The 14,101-nt window shown below is 71.8% G+C and carries 13 protein-coding genes; 7 read left to right on the top strand and 6 right to left on the bottom strand.

What is annotated here, in order from left to right; all coding sequences use genetic code 11:
* Positions 1–20 precede the first annotated feature (20 nt).
* A complete protein-coding gene (gene allB, locus ACFZBP_RS03165; RefSeq protein WP_391409548.1) occupies positions 21–1,361 on the bottom strand; it encodes an allantoinase AllB in 1,341 nt (446 codons plus the stop codon).
* 250 nt (positions 1,362–1,611) lie between these two features.
* On the opposite strand from allB, the gene ACFZBP_RS03170 reads away from it, so the two are divergent.
* The gene (locus ACFZBP_RS03170; RefSeq protein ID WP_383446867.1) at positions 1,612–2,409 is read left to right on the top strand and encodes an IclR family transcriptional regulator; all 798 of its coding nucleotides are present in this window, start codon (positions 1,612–1,614) and stop codon (positions 2,407–2,409) included.
* A gap of 221 nt (positions 2,410–2,630) precedes the next feature.
* On the opposite strand, the gene ACFZBP_RS03175 is transcribed toward ACFZBP_RS03170, so the two are convergent.
* A complete protein-coding gene (locus tag ACFZBP_RS03175; RefSeq protein WP_383446864.1) occupies positions 2,631–2,942 on the bottom strand; it encodes a DUF5955 family protein in 312 nt (103 codons plus the stop codon).
* A gap of 185 nt (positions 2,943–3,127) precedes the next feature.
* On the opposite strand from ACFZBP_RS03175, the gene ACFZBP_RS03180 reads away from it, so the two are divergent.
* Together ACFZBP_RS03180 and aceB are read left to right on the top strand one after the other, a co-directional pair.
* Positions 3,128–3,730: an NTP transferase domain-containing protein gene (locus ACFZBP_RS03180; RefSeq protein ID WP_383446860.1), complete on the top strand. Its 603-nt coding sequence runs from the start codon at positions 3,128–3,130 to the stop codon at positions 3,728–3,730.
* Between the two features lie 210 nt (positions 3,731–3,940).
* Positions 3,941–5,563 carry a malate synthase A gene (gene aceB / locus ACFZBP_RS03185; RefSeq protein WP_391409549.1) on the top strand — a complete coding sequence of 541 codons (1,623 nt, stop codon included), beginning with the start codon at positions 3,941–3,943 and terminating at the stop codon, positions 5,561–5,563.
* A gap of 4 nt (positions 5,564–5,567) precedes the next feature.
* Here the strand turns inward: aceB and ACFZBP_RS03190 are convergent, their stop codons facing one another.
* From ACFZBP_RS03190 to ACFZBP_RS03200, 3 genes are read right to left on the bottom strand one after another with little or no spacing between them, the layout of a single operon-like run.
* On the bottom strand, positions 5,568–5,867 hold the full coding sequence (locus ACFZBP_RS03190; protein ID WP_383446854.1) for a SelT/SelW/SelH family protein: 300 nt from the start codon (positions 5,865–5,867) through the stop codon (positions 5,568–5,570).
* Positions 5,864–6,769 carry a HipA family kinase gene (locus ACFZBP_RS03195; RefSeq protein ID WP_391409550.1) on the bottom strand — a complete coding sequence of 302 codons (906 nt, stop codon included), beginning with the start codon at positions 6,767–6,769 and terminating at the stop codon, positions 5,864–5,866. The genes ACFZBP_RS03190 and ACFZBP_RS03195 overlap by 4 nt, the downstream gene beginning before the upstream one ends.
* Before the next feature lie 20 nt (positions 6,770–6,789).
* Positions 6,790–8,283: an IucA/IucC family protein gene (locus tag ACFZBP_RS03200; protein WP_391409551.1), complete on the bottom strand. Its 1,494-nt coding sequence runs from the start codon at positions 8,281–8,283 to the stop codon at positions 6,790–6,792.
* Positions 8,284–8,448: 165 nt separating this feature from the next.
* Here ACFZBP_RS03200 and ACFZBP_RS03205 point away from each other — a divergent pair, with 165 nt between their 5' ends.
* The 3 genes from ACFZBP_RS03205 to ACFZBP_RS03215 all read left to right on the top strand — a co-directional run bounded on the left by ACFZBP_RS03205 (position 8,449) and on the right by ACFZBP_RS03215 (position 12,113).
* Positions 8,449–9,963: an IucA/IucC family protein gene (locus ACFZBP_RS03205; protein WP_391409552.1), complete on the top strand. Its 1,515-nt coding sequence runs from the start codon at positions 8,449–8,451 to the stop codon at positions 9,961–9,963.
* 78 nt (positions 9,964–10,041) lie between these two features.
* Positions 10,042–11,310, top strand: a complete 1,269-nt coding sequence (locus ACFZBP_RS03210) for a VWA domain-containing protein (protein ID WP_391409553.1) — start codon at positions 10,042–10,044, stop codon at positions 11,308–11,310.
* Positions 11,310–12,113, top strand: a complete 804-nt coding sequence (locus ACFZBP_RS03215) for a hypothetical protein (protein WP_391409554.1) — start codon at positions 11,310–11,312, stop codon at positions 12,111–12,113. Before ACFZBP_RS03210 ends, ACFZBP_RS03215 begins: the two co-directional genes overlap by 1 nt.
* A gap of 48 nt (positions 12,114–12,161) precedes the next feature.
* Here the strand turns inward: ACFZBP_RS03215 and ACFZBP_RS03220 are convergent, their stop codons facing one another.
* A complete protein-coding gene (locus tag ACFZBP_RS03220; RefSeq protein ID WP_383446830.1) occupies positions 12,162–12,788 on the bottom strand; it encodes a winged helix-turn-helix transcriptional regulator in 627 nt (208 codons plus the stop codon).
* 87 nt (positions 12,789–12,875) lie between these two features.
* Between ACFZBP_RS03220 and ACFZBP_RS03225 the strand changes: the two genes are divergently transcribed.
* Complete coding sequence (locus tag ACFZBP_RS03225; RefSeq protein ID WP_391409555.1) at positions 12,876–14,084, top strand: aminotransferase class I/II-fold pyridoxal phosphate-dependent enzyme; 1,209 nt, start codon at positions 12,876–12,878, stop codon at positions 14,082–14,084.
* Positions 14,085–14,101 lie beyond the last annotated feature (17 nt).

Consider the following 14,101-nt stretch of genomic DNA (forward strand, 5'->3'; position numbering starts at 1 on the left):
CCGGTGCGGGTGCGGGAGGGTCAGTGGGCGGCGCGGGTGAGCAGTCGCCCCTTCGGCTCGGTGAACTCGCCGTCCGCGACGATCCGTTCGCCGCGCAGCCAGGTGGACTTCACGACGCCGTGGAGGGTCTTGCCGGCGTACGCCGTCACGCGGTTGCGGTGCTGGAGGGCGGCCGGGTCCACGGTGAAGGTCTCGTCGGGCGCGAGGACGGCGAAGTCGGCGTCGCGGCCGGCCTCGATGGCGCCCTTCTGACCGAGTCCGACGAGTTGCGCGGTCCGCGCGGACATCCAGCGGACCACGTCCTCCAGGCCGTGCCCGCGCTTGCGCGCCTCGGTCCATACGGCCGCCAGGCTCAGCTGGAGTCCGGAGATACCGCCCCAGGCGGTGGCGAAGTCGTCGGTCTTCAGGTCGGCCGTGGAGGGCGAGTGGTCGGTCACCACGCAGTCGATGGTGCCGTCGGCCAGCGCCTGCCAGAGCAGGTCCTGGTTGGCGGACTCGCGGATCGGCGGGCAGCACTTGAACTCGCTGGCGCCGTCCGGGACTTCCTCGGCGGTGAGGGTGAGGTAGTGCGGGCAGGTCTCGACGGTGATCCGTACGCCGTCCCGCTTGGCCTCGGCGATCAGCGGCAGCGCGTCGCTGGAGGAGAGGTGGAGGACGTGCACGCGCGCGTGGAGGCGCTTCGCCTGGGCGATCAGCTGGGCGATGGCCGTGTCCTCGGCGTCGCGCGGGCGGGAGGCGAGGAAGTCGGCGTACCTGGGGCCGCCCTGCTGCGGGGCGGCGTCGAGGTGGTGCGGGTCCTCGGCGTGCACGATCAGCAGGCCGCCGAAGGAGGCGATCTCCGCCAGGGACTGGGCGAGCCGGTCCTGGTCGAGGTGCGGGAACTCGTCCACGCCGGACGGGGAGAGGAAGGCCTTGAAACCGAAGACGCCGGACTCGTGCAGCGGGCGCAGGTCCTTGACGTTGTCGGGCAGGGCGCCGCCCCAGAAGCCGACGTCGATGTGCGCCTTGTCGGCGGCCACGTCCTGCTTGGTGCGGAGGTTGTCGACCGTCGTGGTGGGCGGCAGGGAGTTGAGCGGCATGTCGACGAGGGTGGTGATGCCGCCGGCGGCCGCCGCGCGCGTGGCGGTCCAGAAGCCCTCCCACTCGGTGCGGCCGGGGTCGTTGACGTGCACATGCGTGTCGACCAGACCGGGCAGCAGGACGTCGTCGCCGAGGTCCTCCAGCCGGGCTCCGGCCGGCACCTCGGCGTCGTGCGCGAGTACGGCCGTGATCTTGCCGGCGGCGACCAGGACCGACGCGGCCCGTGTCCCCTCCGGGGTGATGACTCGCGTCGAGCGCAGCATCAGTTCAGCGTCGGACACCCGGGCCCCTCTCTGCCGCCATTGACTTCCGTGTAGCGGAATTCAACTTTCTGTTGAAGGAGTCTTCACTCCCGTTCGCGCGCCGTCAAGGGCACACTTCTCCACAGTGCACCCAGCTCATACTCTCTGTACGTTTCCACAAAGTGGAATTAGAATTTCGGCAAGCAGAACGTAGCTATCCACAAGCGGAGAGTCAACCGACTGACGGGTAGGCTTCTGCCCTTCCCACCGGTCCCGAAAGGAACGCGCCGTGCCGACGTCCAACGCCAGCACCACCGACGCCGCCAAAGCCAACAACGGTGGCGGTGTCCAGTCCCTCGAGCGCGCCTTCGACCTGCTCGAGCGGATGGCGGACGCCGGCGGCGAGGTCGGCCTGAGCGAGCTGTCCGCGAGCAGCGGGCTGCCGCTGCCGACCATCCACCGCCTCATGCGGACGCTCGTGGCGTGCGGATACGTCCGCCAGCAGCCCAACCGTCGCTACGCCCTCGGCCCGCGCCTGATCCGCCTCGGCGAGTCCGCGTCCCGGCTGCTCGGCACCTGGGCCCGGCCCTACCTGGCCCGGCTGGTCGAGGAGACCGGCGAGACCGCGAACATGGCGCTGCTCGACGGCGACGAGATCGTCTACGTCGCCCAGGTGCCGTCCAAGCACTCGATGCGCATGTTCACCGAGGTGGGCCGGCGCGTCCTCCCGCACTCCACGGGCGTCGGCAAGGCCCTGCTCGCCGGGTTCCCGCCTCAGGAGGTGCGCGCCCTGCTGTCCCGGACCGGCATGCCGGCCGCGACCGAGAAGACGATCACCACGCCGGACGGCTTCCTCGCGGCCCTGGAGGACGTACGCCGGACCGGCTACGCGGTCGACGACAACGAACAGGAGATCGGCGTCCGCTGCCTCGCCGTCTCCGTACCCGACTCCCCCACCGCCGCGGCCATCTCGATCTCCGGCCCGGCCGGCCGCGTGACGGAGGCGGCGACGGAGAAGATCGTGCCGATACTGCAGCAGGTCGCCGGCGAACTGTCCGAGGCACTGGCCACCCAGAACCACGCCTGACGCGGCCAGGCGCTCTCAGCCCGTCCGGCGTTTGAGGACGAGGCCCGGAGGGCCGACAGCGGGGGTCCAGGGGGCGGAGCCCCCTGGCGGGGTCGAAGGGGCGGAGCCCGGCGGGGTCGAAGGGGCGGAGCCCCTTCAGGATGGGACGGGGAGGGGCGGCGGGGGCGAGCAAGGCAGCGCGCGGAGCTAGGGGGTGCTTCGAAAGTCCCGTGCGGGACCCCCTAGCGCCGCGGCTCCCCGAACGACTCCACCGCGTCCCGCACCCGCGTAAGCCCCGGCGACAGCGCACTCACCGACCCGATCGCCCCCGCGATCAACAGCAGCGACCTCCGCAGCCGCGACGTCTCCGGCGCCCCGCCGAGCGCCATCGCGGCCAACGCGGCGAGCTCGTCCTCGGCGATACCACGGTCGGGGAACTCGACCGGATGCGCGGCGAGTTCGCGGCGCAGGCGGGACACCGCCGCCCGCAGCTGCACCACCCTCAGGTCCTCGTCACCGCTCGTCACCGGCCTCTGCCCCAAGCTCCGCAACAAAGCACTCCCCCTCGCACGCCGTTGTGCGCCAGCAGTACGCGTCCCCCGTCGAGCCCCCCTGACGCCGGTCGGGCGCCGGGGACGCGGGTCAGTAAACGCCACCACTGCCGGGCGCGCCACCGTGCGGACCGAAATTCAGCCCAAGGAGACCTGGTGGCCTTGCGGGCGTCAGGTATGCAGGACGCATGACGGAGAAACAAGCCCCGCTGGTCGCCGGTCTGCTGCTCGCCGCAGGAGGCGGACGACGGCTCGGCGGACGCCCCAAGGCCCTGCTGCGGCACCGCGGCCGCCCGCTCGTCGAGCACGCCGTCGCGGTGCTGCGCACCGCCGGCTGCACCCGCGTGCACGTGGTGCTGGGCGCGCAGGCAGCCGCCGTACGCGAGCAGGCGGAACTCGGTGGCTGCGTGCTGGTGGACAACCCTGACTGGACCGAGGGCATGGGTTCCTCGCTGCGCGCCGGGCTCGACTCGCTGACCGGCACGGGAGCGGGGGCGGCGCTCGTCTCACTCGTCGACCAGCCCGGAATCGGCGCGGAAGCGGTCGCGCGCGTGCTCGCGGCGTACGAGGACGAGACGTCCCTCGTCGCGGCCGCCTACGACGGCGTACGCGGCCATCCCGTGCTCTTCGGCGCCGCCCACTGGGCGGGCATCGCGGCGACTGCGACCGGCGATCGAGGGGCACGCGCCTATCTGAGGGAGCGGGAGGAGGCGATCGGGCTCGTCGAGTGCGGGGACGTGGCTCAGCCGTACGACATCGACACGGAGGCCGATCTCGCCCACCTTGAGTAAGTGCGGTGGCACCCAGAGCCACGTTGCCTCGACTCAGAGAATCTCGATATCAACAAACGATTGAACTTCCACCATGAGGAAACTAGTATCCACTGTTCAGAAGCGCCCGCCTGCTCCGCGGGCGCCGCTAGCCGTATCCGGGAAGACTGGCACCCGGTGCCAGAAGCTCGACAGCTCGTCCACGTAGCTCGCTGAAGGAAGTGACAGCTCATGTCCGCACCAGCGCCGTCCCCGCTGGCCATCGTCGACGCCGAGCCCCTGCCCCGGCAGGAGGAGGTCCTCACGGACGCGGCCCTCGCCTTCGTGGCCGAGCTGCACCGCCGGTTCACGCCCCGGCGTGACGAACTCCTCGCTCGCCGTGCGGAGCGCCGCGCCGAGATCGCCCGCACCTCCACCCTCGACTTCCTCCCGGAGACCGCCGCGATCCGCGCGGACGACTCCTGGCGGGTGGCCCCGTGCCCGCCCGCGCTCCAGGACCGCCGGGTCGAGATCACCGGTCCCACCGACCGCAAGATGACCATCAACGCCCTCAACTCGGGCGCGAAGATCTGGCTCGCCGACTTCGAGGACGCCTCCGCCCCGACCTGGGAGAACGTCGTCCTGGGCCAGATCAACCTGGCCGACGCCTACACCCGCAACATCGACTTCACGGACCCGAGGTCCGGCAAGTCGTACGCGCTCAAGGCCGACGAGGAGCTCGCCACGGTCGTCATGCGCCCGCGCGGCTGGCACCTGAACGAGCGTCACCTCCAGATCGACGGTGAGCAGGTCCCCGGCGCCTTCGTCGACTTCGGCCTGTACTTCTTCCACAACGCCCGGCGTCTGCTCGACCTCGGCAAGGGCCCGTACTTCTACCTCCCGAAGACGGAGTCGCACCTGGAGGCCCGCCTCTGGAACGACGTGTTCGTCTTCGCGCAGGACTACGTCGGCATCCCGCAGGGCACCGTCCGCGCGACCGTCCTGATCGAGACGATCACGGCGGCGTACGAGATGGAGGAGATCCTCTACGAACTCCGCGACCACGCCTCCGGGCTGAACGCCGGCCGCTGGGACTACCTGTTCTCCATCGTCAAGAACTTCCGTGACGGCGGCGCCAAGTTCGTCCTGCCGGACCGCAACGCGGTGACGATGACGGCCCCGTTCATGCGCGCGTACACCGAACTGCTCGTCCGTACCTGCCACAAGCGCGGCGCGCACGCGATCGGCGGCATGGCGGCGTTCATCCCGTCCCGGCGCGATGCCGAGGTCAACAAGGTCGCCTTCGAGAAGGTCCGCGCCGACAAGGACCGCGAGGCGAACGACGGCTTCGACGGCTCCTGGGTCGCCCACCCCGACCTGGTCCCGATCGCGATGGAGTCCTTCGACAAGGTCCTCGGTGAGAAGCCGAACCAGAAGGACCGCCTCCGCGAGGACGTCTCCGTCCAGGCGGCCGACCTGATCGCCGTCGACTCGCTGGACGCCAAGCCGACCTACCCCGGCCTGGTCAACGCCGTCCAGGTCGGCATCCGCTACATCGAGGCCTGGCTACGCGGCCTCGGCGCGGTCGCCATCTTCAACCTCATGGAGGACGCGGCCACCGCCGAGATCTCCCGCTCCCAGATCTGGCAGTGGATCAACGCGGGCGTCGAGTTCGAGAACGGCGAGCAGGCCACCCCGGAGCTGGCCCGCAAGGTCGCCGCCGAGGAACTGTCCGCCATCCGCACCGAGATCGGCGAGGAGGCCTTCGCGGCCGGCCACTGGCAGCAGGCCCACGACCTGCTCCTGGAGGTCTCCCTCGACGAGAACTACGCGGACTTCCTGACGCTGCCGGCGTACGAGCAGCTCAAGGGCTGAGCCCTCAGGAAGCAGGCTTGTCCGAGTGGCCCAGGGGCTTCCCCGGGGCCACTCGGTCGCGTACGGCCCGCTTGACGGCCGTCGGCTCCGGGAAGCCCTGGTCGCGGCGGTCCCAGACGACCTCGTCGTCGACGCGGACGACGAAGACACCGCCCTTGCCGGGTTTCAGGGCCAGTTCGGACAGCTCCGTCTCGAAGGTCGTGAGCAGTTCCTGCGCGAGCCAGGCGGCGCGGGGCAGCCATCCGCACTGGGTGCAGTACTCGATCTCGACCCGGCCCGACCCGCGCGAAGAAGCCTCTGTCATCCGAGGTGCACCGACCAATCCTGTTCCGCGGCCGGCTTGCCGTGCAGGTCGGGGACCCGCTTGAGCCAGTTCGGCCGTCCTTGCTGGGTCTTCGCCGCGCGCTGGGCCTCTTCGGCCGCCAGTTCCGCGTGGCTGGGGAATTCTGTGGGCAGCCAGGCCTCGGACGCTCGCACGCGCGCGTGGAGGTAGGTCACGTAGGCCTCCCGGGCCTCGCCGGGTGAGGCGAAGTCGGTGAGCCAGGCGTCCGGCACCTCGGCGACGATCGCGCGCAGGAGGTCCTCGGTGACCTTGGGCGCGAGTTCGGCGTCGGCGGCGCGTACGTCGGGCCCGTAGTGGCCGAGGGCGTGGTGGCGGAAGTCGTACGCCTTCTCGGGGTCGGAGCCGTCCCAGCGGTGGTGGAAGACGAGGGCGGCGCCGTGGTCGATCAGCCACAGGCGGGGCGGGACGGTCCCGAGGGTCGGCCAGACCATCAGGTTGGAGCTGTGGACCGTACGGTCGACGTTCGCGGTCAGGGCGTCCAGCCAGACGATCCGGCCCGCCTCCACCGGGTCGACGCGGAAGGTCTTGGCGACCTCCGGGGTGAAGTCCTTCGCGCCCGGCAGATAGTCCATGCCGAGGTTGACGCCGGCGCTCGCGCTGTGGAGGTCGCGCACCTCCTGGTGGGGCTCGCTGTCCGCGATCACCGGGTCGAAGTGGACCAGGACCAGCTCGGGGAAGCGCAGACCGAGCGCACGGGCCAGCTCACCGACGATCACCTCGGCGACCAGCGCCTTGCGGCCCTGTGCGGAGCCGGTGAACTTGACGACGTACGTGCCCAGGTCGTCGGCCTCGACGACTCCGGGCACGGAGCCGCCGGACCGCAGTGGGGTCACGTATCGAACAGCAGTCACGTCGCGCAGCACACCGGCCAGGGTAATTCAGATCATGGGCCGGCCAGCGGGTTCGGGAGAGGCAGGTAGCGGGCGTCCGCGCCGTCGGCGTTCGTCCAGCGCAGGAGAAGGTTCGTCTTGCCGGGGAGGGCGGGGGCGGACAGCAGGGCCGGGATCTCGGGGAGGTCGTGGCGGGCGAGTTCTCGGCGGGCGGCGGGCCAGGGGTCCAGGGCGGGGTGGCGTTCGACGAGGGCCTCGGCGATCTCCACGAGGTGGTTGACGACCAGGCAGTACACCAGTCGCTCCCAGCCGGCCGCCCGGGACACCTCCGGCAGCAGCTTCACGCCCTCGGCGTCGCGGAAGACGGCCCGCACGGGGGTGCCGTCGCCGTCGACGGCGACGAGTGTGTTCTGCAGGTGCGCCTCCAGTACGACACCGTGCTCGGCGAAGGCCGTGAGGGCGGGTGGCACGACCGCGCGGAGGTAGGCCTCCCACCAGGCCGCCGGGTCAGCCGCGGCGTCGAGCGGACTGCCGTCGAAGCCCTCCACGAGGGCGGCGGCGAGCAGCGGGGTCGTGCCGGGCGGCAGACGGTCGTCAAAGCCGTCGCGGACCAGGACGGCGAGTTCCTCGAAGGCGAAGTCGGCGGTGCGGTAGCCGCGGTCGGACAGCCAGGCGCCGCGGCCGGTGGCGAGGGCGGCGCCGGCCGCGGCGTCGGTGCGGCGCAGCTTCAGCAGGTCGTGGCGCCACAGCCGGCGGATGTCGTTGGTGATCCGCACGTCGAGGCTGAACTTCAGGAAGAGGTCGCGCTCGGGGGCGTAGAGCGTGCGGATCGCCGCCGTGGGCCAGGCGTCGAAAGCGGTCGTGCCGAGCCGGATCAGCCGGCCGTCGGCGAAGGCGGGCACGAGGTCCACGAGGTCGAGCTGCCAGGGGTGGGCGGGCAGCAGCCGATAGCCGGGCGGGGCGGCGCCCAGCGCGTCCAGGGCGGTGGTGTCGCCCTCCTCGACGACGGCGTCCTCGCGCAGGCCGAGCAGCGTGAGCGGGAAGCGGGCGTGTGCCTCGGGGGCGTACGGCAGCCAGGCGGCGACCGGACCGCCGCCGCGGGCCTTGGGGGCGGGGTGGTAGGGGTGGCCGGTGAGGAGGCACTGCTCCGAGCGGAGGTAGGGGTCCTGCGGCGGCGTCGCACGCGCGCGTGCCGTGAGCAGGGCGGCCACCGCGTCCCGGCTGTCGATCATCTCGGCGGGCAGTTCGTGGTTGGACAGACCGGTGTGGCGGCGCAGCTCGTCGGCGACGAGCTTGACGAGCTCGGTGTGTCCGACCCGCCGCCAGGTGTCCTCCGCGCGGACCTCGGGCTCGGCGGGCCGCCGCGTGCCGAGGACCCGCAGCAGGCGGCCCGAGCCGGGCAGGCGGTACACGTGCCGTTCGCCGTACGCACCGTGGGATTCGGCCACCTCGCGCAGCAGGCAGTTCAGCAGGGGCGCGACCGCGTGGGCGTCGGCGCGGTCCGCGACGTCGGCGGCGGAGGGCGGGGTGAGGTGCACGCGATCCACTCGTTCTCTACGGTCCGTTCAGGACGATCTCTACGGTCCGTTCAGGACGGTCTCTACAAGTCCGTGCAGGACGGTCTCTACGGTCCGTTCCGGGCGGGAAGACGATCAGTATGTCTGTCGTCGGCGCCTGGCCCGACGCCCTACTCGTACCCGAGGAGCCCGCCCGTGCACCGTCCCCCCAGCGCCGAGGCCGAGGTCGCCGCAGAACTGGCCGACGTACGCCCTGGACTCGCGTCGCGGTACGCCGCCGAGCTCCCCGGTGCCCGGGCGGCCGTCCTGACCCGGCTGTGGCGGGCTCTGGCGCACGAGCCGCTGCCCTGGATCGCCCGACGCGAGCGCGGCCCGGAGGGCCTCACCCTGCGCCTTTCGGACGGCCGCCTGCTGCACGGCCCGCGCGCGGACCCGTACGCCACCTCCGCGTATGTCACGGCCGTACGGCTCGGCCGGGTGTCGTACGACGATCCGGCCCGGCTGCTGACGGACCTGTCCGTGCCGCACGGGACGGCCTACGCGACCGAACTCGGCCACAGCGTCGCCTCGTTGGCCCTGTCGCGAGCCGGGCGGGACGCTCACCCGAAGGAGTGGCCGGCGCGTGACTGGGAGTGGGAGCAGCGGGTCGTCGACGGGCATCCGTTCCATCCCAACTGCCGTTCCAGGCCGGGTTTCTCGGTCACCGAGCAGCTGGCGTACGGGCCGGAGCACCGGCCGGTGGTGACGTTGGGGCTGGTGCCGGTGCGGGCGGACGAGTGCCTGGTGAAGGGCGGGTGGCCGGAGGGGATGCGGGACGGGGGGCGGCTGCTGATCCCGGTGCATCCATGGCAGGCCGAGCATGTGCTCAAGCGGCCCTACGACCCCTGCGGCGACGGACTCGCCGCGCACCCGCTGATGTCCCTGCGCACTCTCGCCCTGCCCGACGGACCGCACGTCAAGACCGCGTTGAGCGCCCGGCTGACGTCCTCGGTGCGGGACATCTCGGTGTACTCCATCTCGCTGTCGGCGACCCTGTCCGACTTCGCGGAGACGCTGGCGGCGCGGACGGACGGGCTGCTGCACATGACCCGCACCCTGGGGGCCGCCACCGCCGACTCCCCCGATCTGGCGGCGGTCCTGCGCGAGTCGCCGCAGGCGTACGCGGGGCCCGGCGAGCGGGTCGTGCCGGTGGCCGCGCTCGTCACCACCGGACTGCCCGAGTCCCCGGCGTGGCTGGCCGAGTTCACGCGGCTGGCGCTCACCGTGGGGCTGCGGCTGCTGGAATCGGGTGTGGCGCTGGAGGCGCACGGCCAGAACCTGCTCGTGGTGCTGTCGGCGGACGGCTCCCCGGTGCGGCTGGTCTACCGCGACCTCGCCGACATCCGGATCAGCCCGGCGCGGCTGGCCCGGCACGGCGTCCCGATGCCGGAGCTGACGGGCCGGATCGTCACGGACGACGTGCCGACCCTGCGCCGCAAGCTGTTCGGCTCGCTGGTGGCCGGGGCGCTGGCGGGTACGGCCGGCTCGGGGGCGGCACTGCGCGGGGCGCTGGAGGCGGTCGTAGGGGAGTTGCCCGCCACCGTGGATCTCGCCGCGCTGTGCGAAGAGCCGCTGCCGACGAAGGCGCTGTCGCTGATGCGGCTGTCGCCGGGGACGCCCGGGGACCAGTGGGCGGAGTTGCCCAACCCGCTGGTCACCGAGGTGTTCTGACCGGTGGCCGGCAGGTGTTGCGGAAGGTGTGCCGGCCTCGTTTTGAAGCGTGACACCTCTGATCAATAAGATCCGCCGATGATCAGAACACAACGGCTGGCGGTCGGGGTCTGCGCCCTGCTCGCCGCGCTCACGGCCGGGATAGCCTTCCCGGCCGGGGCGAGCGCCGACGAGACCACCGCCACCGCTCCGAAGGTCGATCTGGTGATCGACGTCAGCGGTTCGATGCGGGCGAAGGACATCGACGGCCAGTCGCGGATGGCCGCGGCGAAGCAGGCCTTCAACGAGGTGCTGGACGCCACTCCCGAGGAGGTCCAGCTCGGCATCCGCACCCTCGGCGCCAACTACCCGGGCGACGACCGCAGGACGGGCTGCAAGGACACCGCGCAGCTCTACCCGGTCGGCCCGCTGGACCGTACCGAGGCCAAGACGGCGGTGGCGACCCTGACGCCCACCGGCTGGACGCCGATCGGTCCGGCGCTGCTCAAGGCCGCCGAGGACCTGGACGGCGGCGAGGGCTCCAAGCGGATCGTGCTGATCAGCGACGGCGAGGACACCTGCGCCCCGCTCGACCCGTGCGAGGTGGCCCGCGAGATCGCCGCCAAGGGCATCGGCCTGACCATCGACACGCTCGGCCTGGTCCCCAACACCAAGCTGCGCCAGCAGCTCAGCTGTATCGCCGAGGCGACCGGCGGCACCTTCACCTCGGTCGAGCACACCGACGAACTCGCCGACAAGGTCAACCAGTTGGTGGACCGGGCGGCCGACCCGGTGGTGACGCCGGTCGCGACGACGGGCGCGGACCAGTGCGCGAAGGCGCCCACGCTGAAGTCCGGCCTGTACACCGACCGCGAGGAGTTCGGGCAGCAGCGCTGGTACCGCGTGGACGTCCCGGACGGCTATGAACTGCGCGCCTCCGTGAGCGCGGCGGCCGACCGTGCGGTGAACCCGTCGTACGGGCTGCTGCTGCGGGCGACGACCGAGCGCGGCCGGGAGATCGTCCGCGGCGAGGCGGCCGGCACCGGCCGTACCGACGTGATCTCGACGGGCCTGCGCTACCCGAAGGCCGAGCGCGAGGACATGGAGGGCGAGACCGCGCCCGAGACGGTGTGCCTCCAGGTCACGCACTCCTTCTCCGCGGCGGGCGGGGTGAAGACCACCCCCGGTCTGCCGCTCGAGGTGACCGTCGACGTCGTGCACGGGCCGGACGCGTCGAGCGACGTGGCCGCCTTCGGGCTCGGGCGCGGCTGGTGGCTGCTCGGCGCGCTGATCCTCACCGGCTTCCTCGCCGGTCTCGTCTGGGGCTGGCTGTCGCGCTGGCGGGTCGCGGTCTGGAGGACCAACTGATGCGGATCACACGAGTGTTGAGCGCGACCGCGCTGCTGTTCGGGCTGGCGGTCACCCCGGCCGTCGCCGACTCCTCGCCGTCGCCGAGCGCGTCGGAGGACTCCGGCGCGCCGACCCGGGCGGGGACCTCCTTCCGTACGGCGGCCGAGTTCGAGCAGGGGCAGACGGCCACGGCGAGTGCCTCCACGGGCGACTACCTGTACTGGTCGTTCCCCGCGGACGCCGGACAGCGCCCCACCGTGAAGGCGACGGTGAAGCTGCCGGACACCCACGCCGCCGAGACCTGGCAGATCGACGTGTACGACGGTCTGCGGCGCCGGCAGGCCTGTCAGTACGGGGCGCAGACGCGGACCGCCGCGGCGAACTCCGCCTCCGTCGAGCTGGACTGCGTGCTGCGCACCGTGCGCGCCTGGTCGGAGCCGTGGGCCGATGACCCGCTGCCGGGCACGTACTACATCCGGCTGACGGTCGTGGACGTTCCCACCTCCGACCTCGGTCTGCCGGTCGGCGCCGAGGTCCGGGTGGACTCGAAGGACGTCGGCGGTGCGGCGGCGGTGGACGGCTCACTGGCGGCGCCGCTGGTGCCGGGGGCCGGGGCCATCACCCAGGGCGGCGAGGAGGAGTCGACCAAGGAGGCCCTGCTCGCGAGCCTCGAACCCAGCGACGGCTGGGCGTCCGGCTGGTGGTCCGACCGCTGGGTCTGGACGGCGATCGGCGGCGTGCTGGCCGCGCTCGCGGGTGTCGGCGGGTATGCGCTGACGCGCGGGGCGGGGCGGCCGACGCGGGTGCCGCCGGGCGCCTGACGGTTCGTCGAGGGGCCGCCGCACCGAGGTGCGGCGGGCCTTCGCGTCTCACTCCTCCCGCAACGCCTTCGCCAGGACGCCGTCGCCGGTCACCTCGACACGACCGGCACGCACCGCGTCCGCGACGCTCAACTCCCCCCGGCCGACGGCCCCGCACGTGTCGGCGTCGAGGACGAGCCGGGCGTCGGGCTCGGTCGGTGCGGGCCCCTCGCGATACACGGGATCCTCCTCGGCACCGGCCCAGAGGTGGAACACGCCTTCCTCCAGGTGGACCTCCACCAGCCCCTGCCCCTGAAGGCCGCGCAGCAGCGGCAGCGCGAACCAGTGCGCCCGCACCGCGTCCGTCGGCCGCCGCTCCCCCAGCTCGGCCTGGCCCCACGCGCCCAGCGCCTGGAGCACGGGCAGCAACTCCCGTCCCCGGGGCGTGAGTTCGTACACGTAGGCCGCGCCGGGTGGGGGCAGCCTGCGGCGTGTGGTGAGTCCGTCGCGTTCCATGTCCTTCAGCCGTGACGCGAGTACGTCCGTGCTGACGCCCGGCAGGTCCGCGTGGAGGTCGGTGTAGCGACGCGCGCCGGCCAGCAGCTCCCGGACGATCAGCAGGGTCCAGCGGTCGCCGACGACATCGAGCGCCCGGGCGGTGGAACAGTACTGGTCGTAGCTTCGGCGAGGTGACATGCGACGCAGTCTAGACATGTTGTTGGACTTTCCAAGCTCGAACTTGGTAAAACCAAGCAACACACGAAACCGGAGGGGCGAGCGCGCATGGAGTTCCGGCAGTCGAGCAAGCTGAGCGAGGTCTGTTACGAGATCCGCGGCCCGGTGATCGAGCACGCGAACGCACTGGAGGAGGCGGGCCACAGCGTGCTGCGCCTGAACACCGGCAACCCCGCGCTCTTCGGCTTCGAGGCGCCGGAGGAGATCCTCCAGGACATGATCCGGATGCTCCCCCAGGCGCACGGCTACACCGACTCGCGCGGCATCCTCTCCGCCCGCCGCGCCGTCGCCCAGCGCTACCAGACGCTCGGCCTGGAGGTCGGCGTCGACGACGTCTTCCTCGGCAACGGCGTGTCCGAGCTGGTCTCCATGGCCGTACAGGCCCTGGTCGAGGACGGCGACGAGATCCTCATCCCCGCCCCGGACTTCCCCCTCTGGACGGCGGTGACGACCCTCGCCGGCGGCAAGGCCGTCCACTACCTGTGCGACGAGCAGGCCGACTGGTACCCGGACCTGGACGACATGGCGTCGAAGATCACGGACCGCACCCGCGCCGTGGTCATCATCAACCCGAACAACCCCACGGGCGCGGTCTACCCCAAGGAGATCCTGGAGGGCATCCTCGACCTGGCCCGCCGGCACGGCCTGATGGTCTTCGCCGACGAGATCTACGACCAGATCCTCTACGACGACGCCGTGCACCACTCGGTCGCGACCCTCGCCCCCGACCTGGTCGTCCTCACCTTCTGCGGCCTGTCGAAGACGTACCGCGTGGCGGGCTTCCGCTCCGGCTGGCTCGTCGTCACCGGCCCGAAGCAGCACGCGAAGGACTACCTGGAGGGCCTGACGATGCTGGCCTCCATGCGGCTGTGCGCCAACGCCCCCGCGCAGTACGCCATCCAGGCCGCGCTCGGCGGCCGCCAGTCGATCCGGGAACTGACCACGCCGGGCGGAAGGCTGTACGAGCAGCGCAACGTGGCCTGGGAGAAGCTCAACGAGATCCCCGGGGTGTCGTGCGTGAAGCCGAAGGGCTCGCTGTACGCCTTCCCGCGCCTCGACCCCAAGGTCTACAAGATCCACGACGACGAGAAGTTCGTCCTGGACCTGCTGCTCCGGGAGAAGATCCAGGTCGTCCAGGGCACCGGCTTCAACTGGCCGACCTCCGACCACTTCCGGATCCTGACCCTGCCCTACGCGGACGACCTGGAGGCGGCGATCGGGCGGATCGGGCGGTTCCTGAGCGGGTACCGGCAGTAACCGCCGAGGCGGCTGAG

The organism is Streptomyces sp. NPDC008086 (genome assembly GCF_042957325.1).
Classification (GTDB): domain Bacteria; phylum Actinomycetota; class Actinomycetes; order Streptomycetales; family Streptomycetaceae; genus Streptomyces.